Raw genomic sequence first — 18,044 nt, forward strand, 5'->3', positions numbered from 1 at the left:
GGTGGGGCTTCCCTCTCTGCCCGTCGCACCGTTGTCGAACGGAGGCTGGTACCTGACGGGCCGTACCGTGCACCTGGTATCCCTTCTCCAGAAGCAGTTCCCCGAGATAGGAACCGTCCTGGCCGGTGATGCCGGTGATGAGCGCCTTTTTGACTGTCACTACACACTCCCTACGGGCGTGGCCTCGGATCCGGTGCCGCCGAGCGGGCCTTCCGGCGAAGGGACCCTGGCATCTGCCAGCGTAGGGAACAGTCAATCAATTTACGCGCATTGTGCCTATGTGTCTAAATTGGGCGTTGGGTAATAGGCTGCGGAGTGCCGATCGCCTCCCCTCGGACAACGGTGAGGGGTTCCTGCTGGCTCAGTTGCGCCGAAAGCGAGTGCCGACACTGGACACCGCTTACGTCGCACCCAACCGCTCACCGAACTCTCTGACTGGAGCGCCCGCTCATGACCACGAACCCCCCACGGGCAACTGTTGTGCACCACTGTCCGCTGGATCGCTCGGCGCGAATCCTCGTTGCAGGACGGCGGGGACTTGTCGGCTCCGCGATCTGGAGGCATCTGACCTCCGAGGGATTCACGGGGCTACTCGGGCCCATCTCCAAGGATCTCGATTTCCGGGACAGAGCAGCGGTGTTCGACTGGTTCTCGACCAACCGGCCCCACATCGCCATCCTGGCGGCAGCACGGGTCGGAGGAATCAAGGCGAACGCCACCCGACCCACGGAGTTCATCTCGGACAACTTGCGCATCCAGCTGAACGTCCTGGATGCCGCATTGCAGCACAACGTCCAGCGGCTGCTCTTCCTGGGCTCCAGTTGCATCTACCCCCGGGACGCCGCGCAGCCCGTGCGAGAGGAAGCCCTGCTGACCGGAGTCCTGGAAGAGACCAACGAGGCGTATGCCATTGCCAAGATCGCCGGCATCATGCACGTCCGGGCAGTGCGGAGGCAGCACGGGCTGCCCTGGATCTGTGCCATGCCGACCAACCTGTACGGTCCCGGAGACAACTTCCACCCCGAGAACTCGCATGTCCTGCCTTCGCTGATCAGACGGTTCCACGAGGCGTACGTCGAGAAAGCACCAAAAGTCGTCAACTGGGGAAGTGGCACCGCACGTCGGGAATTCCTCCACGCCGATGATCTGGCGCGTGCCTGTCTGGTCCTGCTTGAGCGGTACGACTCGGATGCAGCCGTCAACGTGGGCACGGGAGAAGACCTCACCATCCGGGACCTCTCCGGGATGGTGGCATCCGTGGTCGGCTACCAGGGTTCTGTGGACTGGGACTTGGAGCAGCCGGACGGAACGCCGCGCAAGGTTCTGGATATTTCCCGGATGACTGCGCTGGGCTGGAAACCCGAGATCTCGCTCTACGACGGCATCCGCAGTACCTACGCCTGGTACCTGTCGACGGGTGCCGGTGCCGCCACGGCGGGGTGAGCCAGGCGGCCACTCTTCCGGTAGAGACGGAAGTCCAATTGCTCCGAACAGGGGAAAAGCTTGGGCAGTATGACTGGTTGTGGGGTTTGATCGGGCTTATGTCGCCCCGTTTACTTGATACGGTCCTTGGGTGCTGAAAAAGGGTTTCATGGACCTGGCTCAAAGGGCTGTCGATCGCGGAGTCCAAGCCAGGATTGACGAACTACGCTTCTTGATGGGGACCATGGAGAGTCGGTTGGCGAGCCTGCTGCCGGAGCCGCAGCATCTCCGGGACACCGAGTTCAAAGTGTTCTCCCAGTGGGGTGAGGACGGCATCCTGCAGTATCTGGTGTCCCGGCTCTCCCCGCCGGATGTGTTCATTGAAATCGGAGTCGGTGACTACTCTGAATCAAATACTCGTTTCCTGGCCATGAAAGGCAACTGGCGGGGTGTAATCCTCAACGGTGGCACGGCGCACATCGATTTTCTTCGCCGCAGTGAAATGGCATGGCGATGGAGTATCACGCCGGTTTCGGCGTTCGTAACCGCAGAAAACATCGACGACCTGATCCTGCAGGCCGATGTCAAAGGTGATATCGGCGTCCTCTCGATCGACATCGACGGGGTCGACTACTGGGTCTGGCGGGCGATCTCGGTCGTATCCCCGTGGATCGTTGTCATCGAGTACAACAGCGCATTCGGCTCCGAGAAGGCCGTAACTGTCCCCTATCGCCCCGATTTCATGGCCTCAAAGGCCCACTACACAGGGCTGTTCCTGGGCGCTTCGCTCCCAGCGCTGCACCACCTGGGGGCAGCACTGGGCTACCGTTTCGTAGGTGTCGGGAGCAATGGCGTCAACGCGTTCTTCGTGCGCGACGACGTAGCCGGAAATCTCTGGAATCTGTCGCCCGAAGCCGCTTTCGTTCGTTCCCGTGTGCGGATCGCCCGTGGCATCGACGGCGAGCTCAGTTATACAGGGGATGACCACACGCAGTTGTTGTATTCGATGCGTGATCTGGAACTGTACCTGGTGCACGAGCAGCGGAATGTGTCGGTCGCTGAGGCATTTATGGTCTGAGGTGCCGCTGAACTCCCGTCCTCGCCGGAGTGTAGATCAGGGCAGTGTTACTGTCATCTCGTCAAAGAACTTGCGCTCTGCGGCGGCAGCCTGCTCGAACAGCTCGGCGTCATCGGAGTGGAAGGCTGCGACGTCGTAGTACTGGCCTTTTCCATGTGCCATCGTAAAGCGCCCGAGGTCCCTCCATACATGCCGCTCGGCCACCTTCGTGACAAGCAGGAGTTCGCCTGTGTTGCCGTAGACAAGGGCTCCCTCGTACCCGACCTCGGCCAGAGCCGTAATGGCGCGGTAGGGGTTGTCGTCTCCGGTCTTGGCGGCCCAGAGGGGAGCGAACTCGAAGAAGACGACGGGGCGCGTCTGCCACAGCAGTTCCCTGTTGGCGACGATGATGCGAGGGTCCGCCCCGTCCGTGTCAATTTTCAGGAGACCGGGCGAGGAAAAGCGCGCATGGGAACTCAGGATCTCCGGCAGTGGTCGAATGGGGTGTGTCGGCGTCAACCCCGACACCGAAGGGACTAGCGCGGCGGTGCCTGCGCGTCGTTGGACGGTGTGGGTGCGGTCGGTGTTGTCGTCGGTAGGGGTCGCAACATAGGCTTCCTCGACCTCGACGTCGGACAACTGCCCCACGTTGTGGTGCAGGAGGTCCAAGAAGAGCTCATCACCCTCCACGCAGAGAATCGGGGCAGCCACTGCTCCACGCATGAGGGCGGCAGTGTCGCCAATATTCGCACCGATGTCCACGATGGAGACGTCCTGGCGAGCTGCTACGGTCATGGCTGTCAGACGTACAATGTTCTGCGAATATTGCGGCCACGCGGCGAGAATAATGGGCAGATCATGCGACAGTGGCATGACGAGATCCCGTTCTGCGACTCGATGGGTGATGAGTGGGTCGCCGTGTGCTGCCCAGAAGTTGCGAGTGTGCCGGGCTGAGGCTCTGATGAGTCGACGACCTGTGGAACCGTTGTGCGCTGCTGTCGCCCATGACAACAACGCTTGGGCAACCTTATTGGGTGTCATTTTTCTCGTCATCGCCAAAGAATCGCTCACTCGGGCAACATAGCAGAGGTTCTATTCAGTGCTCTTTCGACGCGCGGCGTAAGCTGCGTCCCCCGGAAGTGATTCCGATGCGCGGGGACCGAGATTATCCCAGGGTGGACAATGCGATGGAAAGCGGTTTCCGTCCGGGCATCAGATTTTCGTGAGCGCACCCCAGCCTCGGCTGATTCCTCGCGCCACCGGCCACCAACATCTCTCCATGCGCCGGGCGTTCGGGCCGAGATAGCGACGCATGACGCGTCGCCCTTCCTCGCGGGGCTGCGGGTTGGTCGCTGTCAGCGAGTCGGGGTGAACTCGGAAGCCCCCGAGCACCCGCGGCAGATACGCTGTCGGGCCGGTTTGCCGCAGGCGCAGATGGAGGTCGAAATCCATCGTGTAACGCAGTGTGGGATCCAGCATGCCCACACGCTGTACGGCCTCGCGGCGGTAGAGGGCCCCCGGCTGGCCGACCCAGTTCTGGCCGTACTGGGAAAACCAGGACGCGAACGAACCGGGGCGCACCGTGTAGAGCGTGGCGCCGGCCGAGTCAATCACCCTCAGCCAGCCGTACACCATGGTGGCGGCAGGCGCCCGGTCCAGTTCCGCACGTGCCGCGGCCAGGCTTCCCTCGGTGAGCAGGTCGTCATCACCGAGCCACGCCAGATAGTCTGAGGTGGCTCCCCGCCAGCCCTGGTTGACGGCGTTGCTGAGCCCCTGCTTCTCCTCCACGAGAAACCGGCAGCCGTGGCGTTCGGCGGCCTGCCGGAGTAGGCGACCGGCTCCGTTCGGCCCTACGATCACCAGGTCCACGGGCTCGCGCTGTTGCCGGATGGATGTCAAGCAATCCTCGAGATAGCCGGCTCGTTTGCCATTGGTCGGCACCACCAGCCGAACGCGCGGAAAGCTGAGGACGTCCACTGCCGCCTCCGGTCCTCTTCGTCGAGGTGTGGGTGTTCCTGTTGCAGTGCTACACCGCTGAGGGCCGATTGATGATGCCGACACGGTTAGTCGGCCCGAAAAAGGGTGTCGGAATTGTCGTCTGCGCGGCGCGCTTGTCGACCGATGCGTATCCAGCCGGTCCATTCTGTGAGGTGACCTCGGGGTTTCCGCCGGACCGTCATCAGTCCGGTTCGCTCTGCGGCACATCTCCGGAAAGGAATTCTCCTGGTGTTCTCCAGTGTCTGCGTCGCCGGCCTCGGCTACATCGGCCTGCCCACCGCCGTTGCGCTCGCCACCAACGGAATCGATGTCATCGGCGTCGACGTCAATCCGGCCACCGTCGAACTCATCAACTCCGGCCGGGCGCCCTTCGTGGAACCGGATCTGGCGGTGGCCGTCAGCGGTGCCGTGGCCATGGGACGACTGCGCGCGACGGGTACTCCGGAGCCTGCGGACGCCTTCATCATCGCGGTGCCGACTCCGCTTCAGGAGGATCGCACGGCGGATCTGTCGTACGTGCGTGACGCCGCGGTGTCCGTGGCGGCTGTGCTCAAGGCGGGAGATCTCGTCATCCTTGAGTCCACCTCACCCCCAGGTACCACGGTGGAACTGTCCCGGTGGCTGGGCAAGCATCGCCCGGACCTGACCTTCCCCCACCAGTCGGGTGACACACCCGACGTTCGGGTTGCTCACTGCCCCGAACGCGTGCTGCCGGGCCGGACGATGATCGAGATCGCGACCAACGACCGGGTTGTCGGCGGGGTGGGGGAGGGCTGCGCCGAACGGGCGCGCGACCTCTACGAGGTGTTCACCCAAGGGGAGTGCCTGCTCACCGATGCCACGACCGCGGAGATGGCCAAGCTCAGCGAGAACGCCTTCAGGGACGTCAACATCGCCTTCGCCAACGAGATCTCCATGGTGTGCGACCATCTCGGTATTGACGCGGGCGACGTCATCGCCCTGGCCAATCGCCATCCCCGGGTGGACATCCTGCGTCCGGGGCCGGGCGTCGGCGGGCACTGCATCGCCGTGGATCCGTGGTTCATCGTCGGGACGGCCCCCCGGCAGTCGCCGCTCATCCGGCTCGCCCGCGAAGTGAACGACGCCCGGCCGGACTATGTGCTCGGCGAGGTGGTCCGGACGGCCGAACGGTTCAAGGATCCCGTTGTCGCATGCCTCGGCCTGGCCTTCAAGGCGAACATCGACGACCTGAGGGAGAGCCCCGCCCTGCACATCGTCACGCGACTGGCGGAGCAGCAGGTGGGTCATCTGCTTGTCGTGGAGCCGCACATCAACGAACTGCCGGACTCACTGGCGAGTACGGGCACGGCCGCGCTAGTCGACGCAACCACCGCCGTACGGGACGCGGACGTCGTCGTGCTGCTCGTGGACCACGACGCCTTCCGCGCTGTCAAACGGACCGCGCTGCGAGGCAAGGCCGTGTTCGACACCCGCGGCTTCTGGCACTGATGCGGAGCCGCCCGCAGGGCCGGACACGGAGCGGAACTCGGCTGGAGGGATCCTGGTCGCCTGGTTGCACGCCGTCGAGACCCGGGACGGCATCCCGGCCTCGCGCGCGGGCGGACGTGAACTGCCCGGTCTCGTCCTGGACATCGACGCCACCCTCGTCACCTGCCACTCCGAGAAGGAAAACGCGGCGCCCACCTACAAGCACGGCTTCGTCTATCGCCCCCTGCTGTGCTTCCTCGACAACACCGGTGAAGCCCTGGCCGGTGTGCTACGGCCGGGTCACCTGCGGCCAACACCGCCACCGACCACATCAGCCGGTTCGCCGGGCCATCCGCCACATGCCCGAGTACCTCTGGCACCACCCACTCAAGCAGGACGGCTCCCCGCGCTATGGCGCCCAGGCCGCCGAGCTGACCGGTCTGGTCGACCTGCCATGCCCGCGGGTACCCGAATCATCGTCCGCCGCGAGCGCCCGCACCCCGGCGCCCAGCTGTTTTTGTTCGACCTGGACGAGGGCGTGCGCCATCAGGTCTTCCTCACCGACACCCTCTATGGCCAGGGCCCCCTGCAACTGCTGGAGGTCCGCCACCGCGCTCACGCCCGCGTCGAGGACCGCATCCTCTGCGGCATGAGCACCGGATTCGGCCGCTTTCCCGCCCGCCACTTCCAGATCAACGCCACATGGCTGGAGCTATCCCTGGCAGCCATCGACCTACTTGCCTCGACCCAAACACTCTTGGCCAACGGCAAGTTGGACACGGCCGAACGGAAGTAGCTCCGCCACCGGCTCCTGCATGCTGCTGCCCACATCACCCGCGGCGCCCGCCCCCTGCACCTGCGGATCGCCGCCACCTGGCCCTGGCGCCACGACCTCGAGGACCCTTGGGGAACCCGGCCTCTCTGCGTCGGGCCCTCGGCATGCCCCGCGACCGCACACGGCCCGGAAGGACGTCGCCAACGCCGTCATCCCAGATCAGCCGGAGCCGGCGGAGAGGTGGAGGCTAGGACGCGGCGAGGTTCGCGTACCGGCCCTTGCGTGACCTGATCCAGTATCTGGTCCAGGCGGGTGTGATCCTCCGATGGGCTGATCTGCCGACCGTCGTCCAGGAGCTGTTGCATTCCCGCCCGGATGGTCTGAAAACTCGCTCGCAGGTTGCGCCTTCTCCGTCACGGGAGCACGAAGTCCGAGCCTACTTGACCGGCTTGCCACCGGTCCGTGTCAACCCTGTGCGCCGCTTCCGGGACCGGGTCGCGGCCGCGGGGGGAGTTCCACCACCGGCCTTCTGGCGCCTTGCACCAGTGGTAATCAGGTGCTCCCCACGCCACCCCAGTTTCGGCCCGCAGCCCCGGCTGCGGGCCAAGTGGACCAGCACCAGCATGGCGAACCGCAAGTTGCCCACTGTGTACCGTACGAACATCCGGCGTGGCTCCTGGACCATCCTGTGAAGCCACTCGAGTCCTGCGCGGCGCATCCACCGCGGCGCCCTGCTGCGCAGTCCCGTCACCACGTCGAAGGATCCGCCGACCCCAACCGTAAGCGCGCAGCCCAGATCTCTCTGGTGGCGGGCCAGAAAGTACTCCTTGCGTGGGCTCGGAACTGCCACAAACAGAATATCCGGCCGCGCTTCGCGGACGGTGGCTACCACCCGCGGCTCCTCAGTCTCGTCCCAATACCCGTCCCGGTAACCGACGATGTCGACGCCCTGTTGGACGGCGATGCGCGCGGTCCTCTCCACCACCGCCTGCCCAGCGCCTAGAAGGTAGACGCGGTATCCGTTGTGTGCAGCGCTGCGCCACAGAGAGAGCATAAAGTCGATCCCGGCGACGCGCTCGGGTAGTTGGTGGCCGAGGAGCCGGCCAGCCCAGATGACGGACTGTCCGTCGGCGTTGACGAGCGAGCAGGCGTGGATGATCCGCGCCAGCTCCGGATCGTCATGGGCTTGGACGACCTTGGCGGCATTCACCGCAACATGTTGGTGCGGGCCGCCGTCCGCGATCAGCGCCTCCGCGACGGAGACCGACTGCTCGATCGTGAGGGGGTGAATCGGCAACCCACACACCGTCACGGGAGAGCAGAATCCTGCCTTTCCCCCTGCGGCATCCCCGTCCAACAGTGTGGGCCTACGCACCCTATGTCTCCCTTCCCTCATGAATTCCACTGGAAGTCCGCGCTCTGCCAGAAGCGCACGAACGTCTTCTGCACGCACTCCGGCTCGTAGCCCGACCGCATTTCTTGGTCCGCCTTCTGCTGGTGTCCTTGGGCTTTGGGAGCCTTTACGCACGCTGCGAGGAAATCGGCTATCGAGTCGACAGTGGACTCGAACGCTGTCATGCACCCGTCTTCGAAGGTTCGCCGCATCGGGCTAGGAGTGCCATCGCGTCGACCTTCGTCCAAGGGCACGGCGTCATTGGGTCGAGGAGACCTATGTCCTCGTCCACGCATTGCATGGCAGATGGAGCGCACTTCCAGACAGCGGCGATCGATTTGGCACGTGACTTCGCGGACCAAGTTGCTTGACACTGTGCACGTTCGGGTCGCTTCGCGGTCAGACTCACGACGTCCACAACTCCGCAATGCATGCACAGGGTTGGCGTGAGGAATTCGGCGGCCTGGCCCATCCCACCGAGGTTCGCGGGTTGTCTCAGAACCAAAACTGTCGGACCCGACGGCGAGAGGCACCTCTTGCGGATTTGAAGCATTTCCATCTCTTAGGGAGACGAGCATCAAGTGAACCCATGAGATCATCTCGGCCACACGAAGTCGAGAACAACACCCGTCCGCATCGCCTGCGTCACCGAGTGAGCCCCCGTAAGCCTCTCGTGCTGGCGCGACGTGCCGATGAAGTTCCCACCAAGAACAGGTGTTTTGTGTCAGGCTGAGGGATCGTGAATAGGACAACAGGAACGGGAGTGGTGAGACATAACCTGCCTTTTTCAGTGTTGGCTGCCCTCTTCGTTCTCCTGGTGGGCGACATCGCCTTCCAGGTCAAGCTGACCACGTCGGTGACTCTTTCTGCGGCGTTGACGACGCTGCTTACAGTGCTAAGTGTGATCGCGTTACTGACGGCCCGTTCGTCGTCCGGAGTCCCTGCGCGGGAATCGAGGAAGCCGAGCTGGAGAGACGGTGCAGCAGGCGGAGTTATGCCACCACGTCTCTGTTTTCTTTCCTGGCAAGCACAGTTGGCTCTGTGGATCTTTCTGAGCTGGGCGGTCTGTACGACGGTGCAGCGCGGCCTGACCACCGAAGGTGTGCAGAACTTGGCCTGCTACCTCCTCTTCATCAGCACGACCCTCACAGTCTGGCACCGTGCTGAGAAGGCGGACGTGATCCGTTTCATCAAAGTCCTCGTAGTGGTGGGGTGGCTGCGAGTTGCCATGTACGGGGTGGATTTGTTGCGTCTCGGATTTGATGCCCAAGGCGTATACGCGGCACGGTCCTTCGGTGTCCAGGCCGTCGTCATTGCGGCGGCTGTCATTCCGTTCGCAGCATACGTGCGAGGTGCGCGGTTCCTGCCTTACGCCCTGTTCCTGGAAACTGTGCTCAGCGGTTCACGCACCGCCATGACGGCGGTCGGCCTCTTGCTCGTGTTCGTCTCTCTGTGCAATACCCGTCGTGTCCGCCGACTGAAGGCTGTGGTGCGGCTGGGGGCGCTGGCGATCGTAGGCTGGCTGGGGCTGACATACATCCCAGCGGTTCACAAACGGTTCTTCACCGGTGACCTGGTCATGGTCCATGGCATGGCGGTGAACTCGTCCGGCAGGGACTTCCTGTGGTCTCTTGTGAGTCAGCACGCGAGTACGAGTCCCTGGCTCGGCTTCGGCGCGGGAAGTGCGACGAGGATCGTCCGGAATGCGATCAGGACGTCGGGCGAGCCGCACAACGATTATCTACGGCTCTGGCACGACTTCGGCTACATCGGGCTCGGACTCTGGCTCCTCGGGTACATGGGCATCATGGCGAACTGCTGGCGGCGCGCCCGCAGAAGTCCGGAAGGCGGAGCGGCCCCCCATTACGCCGCCGCACTAGCGCTCGGCGGCGTCAGCCTCATCATGATTACCGGTAACGTGCTGATCTACTTCTACGCCATGCTGCCGCTCGGCGTACTCGTAGGATTCAGCCTCGCCGAACAGGCGTCCGCCGACGTATGCACGAGGCTGGGGCCTCCGACGAAGGAGGACACGTTGAGTGACCGCCGGCACTCCTGTGTCGGTGGGCTCGCCGTGCTGAACACCAGGGCAATTTCAGGTCCTTAGCAGGCGATCGAGATCTTGAAAAGCGACTGCCTTCTTCGCGAAGGAGAGCGACCGGTGAGTCAGCTGTACACGCTCATCCACGTGGAGAAGGCGAGCTATCTGATCACGCTGACGTGCCGGGTGCCGACATCACGGGGAAACTTCAGTCTCCCAAACCATCTAATCTGGATAGAAAAACCCGTCGCCCCTTGACGAAAGAGAATAGGGGCACCCCCGGTACATCCATATCGCCGACGTCCGAGCACGGCACGGATCCGCGGCAGCAGGGCGTCTCCTTGCTCACAGTGATGCCGACCGCGGCCGCCAGACGAGCACCCGCCTGGCCTGCCAGGTGCAGTCGGTTCTGCAGCCGCATTCTCACGTCGACATCCTGCGGCCCTGGCCGGGAGTCGACGGGCACTGCAGCGCCGTGGATCCCTGATCCATCGTTGGTACCGCGCCGCGGCAGCCTCGGCTCATCAGGCTCGCCCACGAGGTCAACGACGCCCGGCCCGAATACGTGCCCGGCCAGGTGCTGGGGACGGCCGGCCAGTTCAAGGACTCCGTGATTGCGGGCCTCGGCCTGGCCTTCACAGCGGACATCAACGATTTGAGGGGTCCCGGCCCTGCACATTGTCACGCAACTTACCCAGCGGCAGGTGGGTCGACTATCGGTCGCGGAGCCGCACATCAGGGAACTGCCCACTCACTGGCACGCACCGGCATGGCCGAACTCGTCGACTACGCCACCGCGGTGCGGGATGCGGATGTGGTTGTGCTGCTCGTGGACCATGACGGCTTCCGAGGCGTCAAGCGGGCCCCGCTGTGCGGCAAGGCCGTGTTCGGCACTCGCGGATTCTGGCGCTGACGTGGAGCCGCCCGCGCCGTCCGGCTCCGAGCCGAACTCTGCGGGGCGTCCGCACAGCCCCATCCAGTGGCCGATCGCCCGTACTGTGCGGTCCGCGGCACATCCGTCGCCGTACGGGTTGACGGCCCTCGCCATCGCCGCGTGTGCCGCTCGGTCGTGCAACAGCAGTCGCACCTGCTTCACGATGTGCTCGCGATCGGTCCCCACCAGACGGCTCGTCCCGGCCCGGACCGCTTCCGGACGCTCTGTGGTGTCCCGCATGACCAGGACGGGCTTGCCCAGGCCGGGCCCTTCCTCCTGGATACCGCCGCTGTCGGTCAGGATAAGGTGCGCACGGTTCATCAGCCGAGCGAAGGCGCCGTACGCCAGCGGTTCCGTCAGACGTACGCTCTCGAGCCCCGTGACCTGCGGAAGGATGGCTGCACGGACCACCGGATTGGGGTGCAGTGGAAGCACGATGAGGAGCTCGGGTTCCGTGCGGGCCAGATCGGCGACGGCGCCGCCGATGGACTCCATTCCGCTCCCCCACGACTCCCGGCGATGGGCCGTCACCAGCAGGACGCGACGGGTGGTGTCGTCGAGGTCGGCCAGCGCTGGATCCCCGTAGTGCGTCTTCCGGCCGACCGCCCAGCGCAGCGCGTCGATGACCGTGTTCCCGGTGACCACAACGGACGACGGGAGTACGCCCTCCCGGAGCAGGTTGTCCCGCGCTTGCCAGGTGGGCGCCAGATGCAGCGACGCGAGCTGGGTCGCGAGACGGCGGTTGATCTCCTCCGGGAAGGGACAGTAGCGGTCGTCTGTGCGCAGTCCTGCCTCCAGGTGGACTACGGGAATCTGGCTGTAGAACGCGGCGAGAGCCCCGGCGAACGCGGTCGTGGTGTCCCCCTGGACCAGCACTGCGTCCGGGGACTCACGCTGTAGCAAGGGACAGATGCCGTCGAGCACGCGGATGGTGATGTCGGCCAGTGACTGGCGCTGGCTGAGGATGTCGAGGTCGTGGTCGGCTCGGATACCGAACAACGCGTGCACCTGGTCGAGCAGACCGCGATGCTGGGCGGTCACCGCCACCGTCGCTCGGAACATTGGAGACTTTTCAAGCGCCTCGATGACGGGGGCCATTTTGATGGCCTCTGGTCTCGTTCCGTAGATGACCATGAGTCGCTTCAACCCGAGTCTCCTTCCGAGCGCCGCCGGTCTGCGGCTGGGGCAGCCCCCTGCTCTTCGGCGCCTCGGGGCTACCGGGGGGTTCGTGACACCGTGCCCAGCACCGGCGGCAACGCCGCCGGTCGATGTTCCCCGGAGCGGAAGAAGCGCTCTCCGGGCACCAGCGAATCGGTATTCCGTGGTGAACCGCGCCATGCCAAAGGCATGTTCACCCGGCCGTATGGAGATCTTGGTCCGACTGGGCCGCCGGGCAGGACACACGCGTGTATGGGTGAACCGGTCTCCCTACAGTGCGCGGTGGCTCGAGTTTCCCCTCCCGCAAAGGCAGGAAATGAAAACGGTCCTCCTGTCCCCCCGAACCGGTGCCATCACGGTGGGAGAAATTCCCGCCCCCGACGCAGCCGTCGGGGCCGTGGTGATCCGAAACGACTGGTCGCTCATCAGCGCGGGCACGGAGCGAGCCACTGTGTCGACCGGCGCCCGGAGCCTGCTCGGCAAGGCCCGGCAGCGGCCCGAGCAGGTGGCGCAGGTGATCGACAGTGTGAAGCGGTCGGGCCTCGCCGACACCTATCGCACGGTCCAGGACCGCCTGGACCGTCCTGTGCAGCTCGGATACTCCTGTGCGGGCACGGTCCTTCGGACGGGCGAGGGGGTCGACGACATCCGCCCTGGGATGCGGGTCGCCGCCGGCGGCGCCCGCTACGCGTCGCACGCCGAGATCGTCGCCGTGCCTCGCAATCTCGTCGTTCCCGTGCCGGAGGGCGTGGACACCCAGTGGGCCGCCTTCGCCACGGTCGGCGCGATCGCGCTTCAGGGCATCCATCAGGCCGAAGCGGTGCCCGGCTCGCGGATCGCCGTCATCGGCCTCGGCCTGGTCGGTCAGATCACGCTCCAACTGTTGCGCGCCTACGGATACGACGGGCTGGGCGTCGACCCCGACCCGGCCATGGTGGAACTCGCCGGGGCCGCGGGGCTCGCGGCCTTCGCTCGGACGGGCAAAGGCCTTGTCTCCCGGCACTGGGGTGGCGCAGGCGCGGACGCGGTTCTCATCACCGCCGCCACGTCCAGCTCCGACCCCATCGAATTCGCCGGCGAGCTCTCCCGTGACCGCGCCACCGTCGTGGTCGTCGGTGACGTCAACGTCGCGCCGCCCCGGTCTTCCTATTACCACAAGGAACTGTCGATCCGTTACGCACGATCCTACGGTCCAGGCCGGTACGACTCCCGTTTCGAAGAGGGCGGCCATCCGTACCCCGAGGGCTACGTCCCGTGGACGGAACGACGCAACCTCTCCGAGGTGCTTCGGCTCGTGGCGACGGGCGCGGTGGATTTCGGCCAGCTCAAGCCCCGGATTTTTCCCGTCGAGGACGCGGCCGACGCGTACGAGGCATTGAATCCGTCATCCGGCGGACGCAGCGTCGCCCTTCTCCTGCGGTACCCCGGAACCGCGCAGCTTCCGACCCAGCCACCTGCACCGGCTGTCACCCGGACGTGGAGAGCCCCCCGGGGCGTCGTGCGGGTGGCGGCGATCGGAGCGGGCAACTTCGCGACGAAGACGCTCTTCCCCAAGCTGACGCGCGAGTCCGGAGTCTCGTTCTCATGGGTCGCCGGCGGACGAGGGTTGTCTGCAGCGCACCAGGGCCGACGGTGGGGCTTCCGTACCGTCGCGGAGAGCGTCGACACCGCTCTGGCCTCGGGCGATGCCGACTGCGTCATGGTGCTCAGCCGCCATGACAGCCACGGGGATTACGCGGCGCGGGTGATGCGCGGCGGTTCAGCTCTGTACTGCGAGAAGCCACTGGGTCTGACGGAAACGGAACTCGAGGACGTCGCGGACGCCTGGCTCGTCTCCGGTGCCCCGGCGATGGCCGGGTTCAACCGACGGTTCGCCCCCTCCATGCGCGACCTTCGTGCCGCACTTCCCTCGGGAGTCCCCCTGCAGATCGTCTACCGGGTGTTCGCGGGTCGGCTCCCCTCAGAACACTGGTACTTCGATCCCCGGCAGGGCGGCCGGCTGCTTGGCGAGGTGTGTCACTTCATCGACGCCGCGGGTTTCCTGACGCCCGGAAGGCCGGTCTGGGTGCGGGCCGTCGGCGTGGACGCGAAGGACCCGGCCGTTGCGCAGAGTGTCACTCTGCACGTCGTGTACGACGACGGCTCGAACGCGTCCATCGTGTACGGGGGGCTGACACCGCCCGGGGCCCCGAAGGAGTTCCTGGAAGTGGCCACGGACGGAATGGCGGCCAGGATCGAGGACTTTCGCTCGCTCACCGTGTGGAAAGGGGGCAGGGCGTCTACGAGTAAGTACCGTGGCGGACCCAAGGGGCACGCGGAAGAAATGCTCTCTCTCATCCGTCTTGTTCGGAATGAGCCACTCGGTGAGGAGGCAGCTGCCGCTGTCGACTTCGCCTCGGCGCTGGGGAGTTCTCTTGTCGCGTGCCGGGCGGCGCGCTCGCTCACGGAGGACCGGATCGTGGAGGCTTCCCCCTCGACACCGGCTTTGGCCAGGGCTCTGGGGTGCTTGCCGCCCCTTGCCCGGACCTCGGCCGCCGTGCCGAGACCGGGCGGTGGGGCCGACGGCTCGTCTTCGACCCCGGCGGCTATCTGATGTGTGGCTTCGTGGTTCTGCTGAACCGTCCCGCGGGAAACGGTGCGCCGGACCAGGACCCCTGCGCGACGATCACTCACCGTGGCCCCGACGCCAGCGGACACGCGGAGGTCGGCGGAGGGAACTGGCACGCGGCGCTGCACTTCCGCCGACTCGCCGTCGTGGACCTTGCCCCGAGGAGCGACCAGCCGTTCGGATCGCCGGAACGTGGTCTGTTGGTCTACAACGGCGAGCTCTACAACGCTCCGCAGTTGCGTGAGGCCCTGCGGAAGCGGCACGTGACGTTCACCACCGAGGGCGACACCGAGGTCCTCTACGAACTGCTGCTCCAGCCCGACGCACCGAGGCTGCTCGACCAGACGGATGGGATGTTCGCCTTCGCCCTGGTTCTCCCCGATGGTGAGGTGCGCTACGGGCGGGATCGATTGGGCGTCAAACCGCTGTACACCGCCTCGGACGCGTCCGGTCGGCTGGTGGCGCTGGCCAGCGAGATCGAACCGCTCCGGGCTGCGGGACTGACCGGTGGAGTCGATCCGGTCGCGGTCGCACAGGGGGCCATGTTCCTGTGGACGCCTCCGCCGAGGACCGGTTGGCACCGCGTCCGTGTGGTCCCGGCAGGGACAGCGCTGTCCGGCCGGGCTCCGCAGTATCAGGCGCTGTCAGCATGGTGGAAAGCCAGTGCGGTTGCGCCGGTCGAGGACATCGGCGCCGCGGTCCGCGCGTCGGTGGCCCGGCAGGTGCGGGCCGACGTGACGGTGGGGCTGTTGCTGAGCGGCGGACTGGACAGCACCTGGCTGGGCGTGGAGATGGTCAGGAACGGTTTCTTCGGACCGGCCTTCGCGGCCAGACCGCGGGGCGCGGCGGCGACCACGGAACCCTTCGAGGACGACGCCCCGTACGCCGCCCGGGTTGCCCACCGGTTGGGCTTGCCGCTGACATGGGTCGATCTGGACGTTGATGTGCTGCGCCGTATCCCGGAGCTGGTCACCACCGTGGAGGTCCCCTTCGGGGACCCCGCTGCTATCGCCCTCATGCAGCTCTCCCGGGCCGCGCGCGACCATGCCACCGTCCTGCTCTCCGGGCTCGGGGTGGAGGAGCTGTTTCTCGGATACGAGCGCTACCAGGCGGTGCTGTTGCTGCAACGGCTTCCCGCGTGGACACGTCCCGCTCTGGGTGCGACCGCCCTTCTCCCGGGCCCGCGACGTTACCGCCGCCGCGCGGACAAGCTCGGGCGGCTGCTCCACCTCGGTGCCCGGGACTGGGCCTGGGCTACACAGGCGTACTACTCCTGGCGGGAGTGGGAGGCGTTGTCGCCGGTCGTCGGGCTCGAGGCGGTCACCGAGCGGCACCGCGAGATCGCCGACACGGTGCTCGATGCGGGTGGGACGCCCCTGGCGGCGCTGGCGGAGTGCGATCGGCGGCTGTTCCTGCCGGGACTCAACCTGCTGTACGGCGACCGGGCATCCATGCGAGCGAGCGTGGAACTGCGTGTGCCTTTCCTGGGGGAGCCGGTGGTGGCCGCTTCCCTCGGGGCGGTTGCCGAGGAGCAACTGCGCGTGGGGGACGGCAAGGCGCGATTCCGCGCGGCCGCGGTGGCGTCGGGTGTGCCGGAGTTCGTCGCTCGGCGCACCAAGACGGGGTTCGGGGCGCCGGTGCGGTCGCTGCTCCGCCAGCACGGCGAGCGTCTGTGGTCAGAGGTCCGGCGCTCGCCGCTGTTCGACGACGTCTTCGACCGGCGGGCCGCCGACCGGTTCGTGGCGGAACACGTGGGCGGGCGGTGTGACCGGGGGCTTGCGGTGTTCGGACTGTTCTCCGCTGCCGTGTGGTGGGAGCAGAACGCGGTGGGAAACCCGGGGCGGACCGCGGACGTCTTGTCGGGTTACGAGGCGGCCGCCGTCCCCTGAGCGCCCGATGCGGCAGGCCGCGTGACATTTGACACCGCGCTGTGCAGGGCGGTGAGCGCGTCCAGCAGGGGAGCGACGCTCCACCGGGGCGATTCCCAAAGGGCCGTGTTCACCGAAGAGCCGTTGGCCCGTTCGTCCGGGCCGAGGCCGGGGTAGCGGTCTGCCACGGTCGCCAGCACGGCGCACGCGAAGTCGACCGTGACGAACCCGCGTTCGGCCGCCCATGCCGCCATCCGCACTGCTGTCGCCTCGTTGTTGGGGTCCCGTCGTGTCGCACCGCCCGCGAAGTAGCGCGGTAGCGGCCCGTCGAAGAGGTGCTGCAGGTAGTGCCTCGCTCCACGGGCCAGAGGGGTCCGGACGTCCATGTCGATCAGCGCCCCGGCCTGTTCGAGCCGCAGCAGCACGTATCCGGTGTGAAAGCCGTCGACCCAGTCCAGCTGCGGACCCTCTCCGTATGGCCACGAGCCGTCCGGACGCTGGCCTTCCAGGCTCACGCCGAGCGCACCGCGGGCGGCCCCCGCCAAGCGCTCAGCCAGGTCGCGGGGCAGCGTCTCGATGAAGGCCAAGCGGGCGGCGAGAGCGGCGCCCATCAGGTTGGCATTGTGGATGAGGACGCCGCTGTGGGGCGTGTAGGTGAAGAACTTGCCGTTGTGCAGATGGTTCAGCAGCCCGCGAGCGAGCGTCAGCACAGCCTCCTCGCCGAGGGTTTCGGTGTCCAGACAGCCGTCCGCGCAGAAGGTGGTGGCCACGAGGTTCGGGACGGACGCGGGGTAGTACGCCCAGCGTGTCTGTACGTCGAACTCATAGCGCCACAGCCCGGCGTAGCGTCCGGACATCTGCTCTGCGGCCGTCCACCGGCCGAGACGAAGGGCACGTTCCCGCCACACTGGGCTCGCCGCGAGCCGGGAGCAGGCGGCAGCGGCAGTTCCGGTGGCCGTGGCGGTGCGCAGTGGGCGGATGCCCAGAGCTGGCCGCAAGTCGAATCGGCTGCGCTTGACGGTCTGCAGGAGTGCCTGCCGGAGCAAGCGGTGTACGGCCAGCCGTCCCAGGGGCGCGGTCAGCCCGTCGTATGGGTCGGGGCCCGCCCAGTCACGGGCGTCGCCCCACTGGAAGAGCCTGTCCGCTAAGGCGTGGACGTCCGAGGTGCTGCAGGGAGCGCCGTTAGACGGCTGGGAGTCCGGCCCCAACCGTTCAAGACCTGAGTGTGCGGTGGAGGTGCTTCTCGACGGCATGGGGTCCTCAGGTGGATGTCGGGAGGGCTGGGTTTTGGGGCCGGGGAGAGTGGTCGGCACGGGGTTCCGCACCAGGTGCGCTGCCAGG

General features: G+C 66.2%; 14 protein-coding genes. 7 read left to right on the forward strand and 7 right to left on the reverse strand.

Annotation, left to right across the window (positions count from 1 at the left end; all coding sequences use genetic code 11):
* Positions 1-160 (reverse strand): GDP-mannose 4,6-dehydratase (locus tag VXC91_RS25675; RefSeq protein ID WP_329509720.1); only part of this gene is annotated, 160 nt, incomplete at its 3' end.
* A 290-nt stretch (positions 161-450) separates the two neighbouring features.
* On the opposite strand from VXC91_RS25675, the gene VXC91_RS25680 reads away from it, so the two are divergent.
* Complete coding sequence (locus VXC91_RS25680) at positions 451-1,443, forward strand: GDP-L-fucose synthase family protein (protein ID WP_329509700.1); 993 nt, start codon at positions 451-453, stop codon at positions 1,441-1,443.
* Between the two features lie 130 nt (positions 1,444-1,573).
* A complete protein-coding gene (locus VXC91_RS25685; protein WP_329509701.1) occupies positions 1,574-2,500 on the forward strand; it encodes a hypothetical protein in 927 nt (308 codons plus the stop codon).
* Positions 2,501-2,536: 36 nt separating this feature from the next.
* Here VXC91_RS25685 and VXC91_RS25690 read toward each other — a convergent pair whose 3' ends face one another.
* Together VXC91_RS25690 and VXC91_RS25695 are read right to left on the reverse strand one after the other, a co-directional pair.
* Positions 2,537-3,550, reverse strand: a complete 1,014-nt coding sequence (locus tag VXC91_RS25690; protein ID WP_329509702.1) for an FkbM family methyltransferase — start codon at positions 3,548-3,550, stop codon at positions 2,537-2,539.
* A 141-nt stretch (positions 3,551-3,691) separates the two neighbouring features.
* Positions 3,692-4,456 carry a glycosyltransferase gene (locus VXC91_RS25695; RefSeq protein ID WP_329509703.1) on the reverse strand — a complete coding sequence of 255 codons (765 nt, stop codon included), beginning with the start codon at positions 4,454-4,456 and terminating at the stop codon, positions 3,692-3,694.
* 249 nt (positions 4,457-4,705) lie between these two features.
* Between VXC91_RS25695 and wecC the strand changes: the two genes are divergently transcribed.
* Positions 4,706-5,947 carry a UDP-N-acetyl-D-mannosamine dehydrogenase gene (gene wecC, locus VXC91_RS25700; RefSeq protein ID WP_329509704.1) on the forward strand — a complete coding sequence of 414 codons (1,242 nt, stop codon included), beginning with the start codon at positions 4,706-4,708 and terminating at the stop codon, positions 5,945-5,947.
* A 64-nt stretch (positions 5,948-6,011) separates the two neighbouring features.
* On the forward strand, positions 6,012-6,722 hold the full coding sequence (locus VXC91_RS47070; RefSeq protein WP_408057473.1) for a transposase: 711 nt from the start codon (positions 6,012-6,014) through the stop codon (positions 6,720-6,722).
* 415 nt (positions 6,723-7,137) lie between these two features.
* Here VXC91_RS47070 and VXC91_RS25715 read toward each other — a convergent pair whose 3' ends face one another.
* Together VXC91_RS25715 and VXC91_RS25720 are read right to left on the reverse strand one after the other, a co-directional pair.
* A complete protein-coding gene (locus VXC91_RS25715) occupies positions 7,138-8,013 on the reverse strand; it encodes a WecB/TagA/CpsF family glycosyltransferase (protein WP_329509705.1) in 876 nt (291 codons plus the stop codon).
* 80 nt (positions 8,014-8,093) lie between these two features.
* Complete coding sequence (locus tag VXC91_RS25720; RefSeq protein ID WP_329509706.1) at positions 8,094-8,279, reverse strand: hypothetical protein; 186 nt, start codon at positions 8,277-8,279, stop codon at positions 8,094-8,096.
* 632 nt (positions 8,280-8,911) lie between these two features.
* Between VXC91_RS25720 and VXC91_RS25725 the strand changes: the two genes are divergently transcribed.
* A complete protein-coding gene (locus VXC91_RS25725; protein WP_329509707.1) occupies positions 8,912-10,201 on the forward strand; it encodes an O-antigen ligase family protein in 1,290 nt (429 codons plus the stop codon).
* A 685-nt stretch (positions 10,202-10,886) separates the two neighbouring features.
* Here VXC91_RS25725 and wecB read toward each other — a convergent pair.
* Positions 10,887-12,215: a non-hydrolyzing UDP-N-acetylglucosamine 2-epimerase gene (wecB, locus tag VXC91_RS25730; protein WP_329509708.1), complete on the reverse strand. Its 1,329-nt coding sequence runs from the start codon at positions 12,213-12,215 to the stop codon at positions 10,887-10,889.
* Between the two features lie 409 nt (positions 12,216-12,624).
* Between wecB and VXC91_RS25735 the strand changes: the two genes are divergently transcribed.
* Positions 12,625-14,820 carry a bi-domain-containing oxidoreductase gene (locus tag VXC91_RS25735; RefSeq protein WP_329509709.1) on the forward strand — a complete coding sequence of 732 codons (2,196 nt, stop codon included), beginning with the start codon at positions 12,625-12,627 and terminating at the stop codon, positions 14,818-14,820.
* On the forward strand, positions 14,730-16,724 hold the full coding sequence (locus VXC91_RS25740; RefSeq protein ID WP_329509710.1) for an asparagine synthetase B family protein: 1,995 nt from the start codon (positions 14,730-14,732) through the stop codon (positions 16,722-16,724). The genes VXC91_RS25735 and VXC91_RS25740 overlap by 91 nt, the downstream gene beginning before the upstream one ends.
* Here the strand turns inward: VXC91_RS25740 and VXC91_RS25745 are convergent.
* Complete coding sequence (locus VXC91_RS25745; RefSeq protein WP_329509711.1) at positions 16,700-17,956, reverse strand: hypothetical protein; 1,257 nt, start codon at positions 17,954-17,956, stop codon at positions 16,700-16,702. The genes VXC91_RS25740 and VXC91_RS25745 overlap by 25 nt on opposite strands.
* Positions 17,957-18,044: the final 88 nt, after the last annotated feature.

Origin of the sequence: Streptomyces chiangmaiensis, assembly GCF_036281785.1 — a bacterium.
GTDB classification, from domain to species: Bacteria; Actinomycetota; Actinomycetes; order Streptomycetales; family Streptomycetaceae; genus Streptomyces; species Streptomyces chiangmaiensis.

Bases quoted from the DNA above. Each gene is read 5' to 3' on its own strand.
- VXC91_RS25680 (WP_329509700.1), top strand. From the start codon at position 451: ATGACCACGAACCCCCCACGGGCAACTGTTGTGCACCACTGTCCGCTG.
- VXC91_RS25720 (WP_329509706.1), bottom strand. From the start codon at position 8,279: ATGACAGCGTTCGAGTCCACTGTCGACTCGATAGCCGATTTCCTCGCA.
- VXC91_RS25745 (WP_329509711.1), bottom strand. From the start codon at position 17,956: ATGCCGTCGAGAAGCACCTCCACCGCACACTCAGGTCTTGAACGGTTG.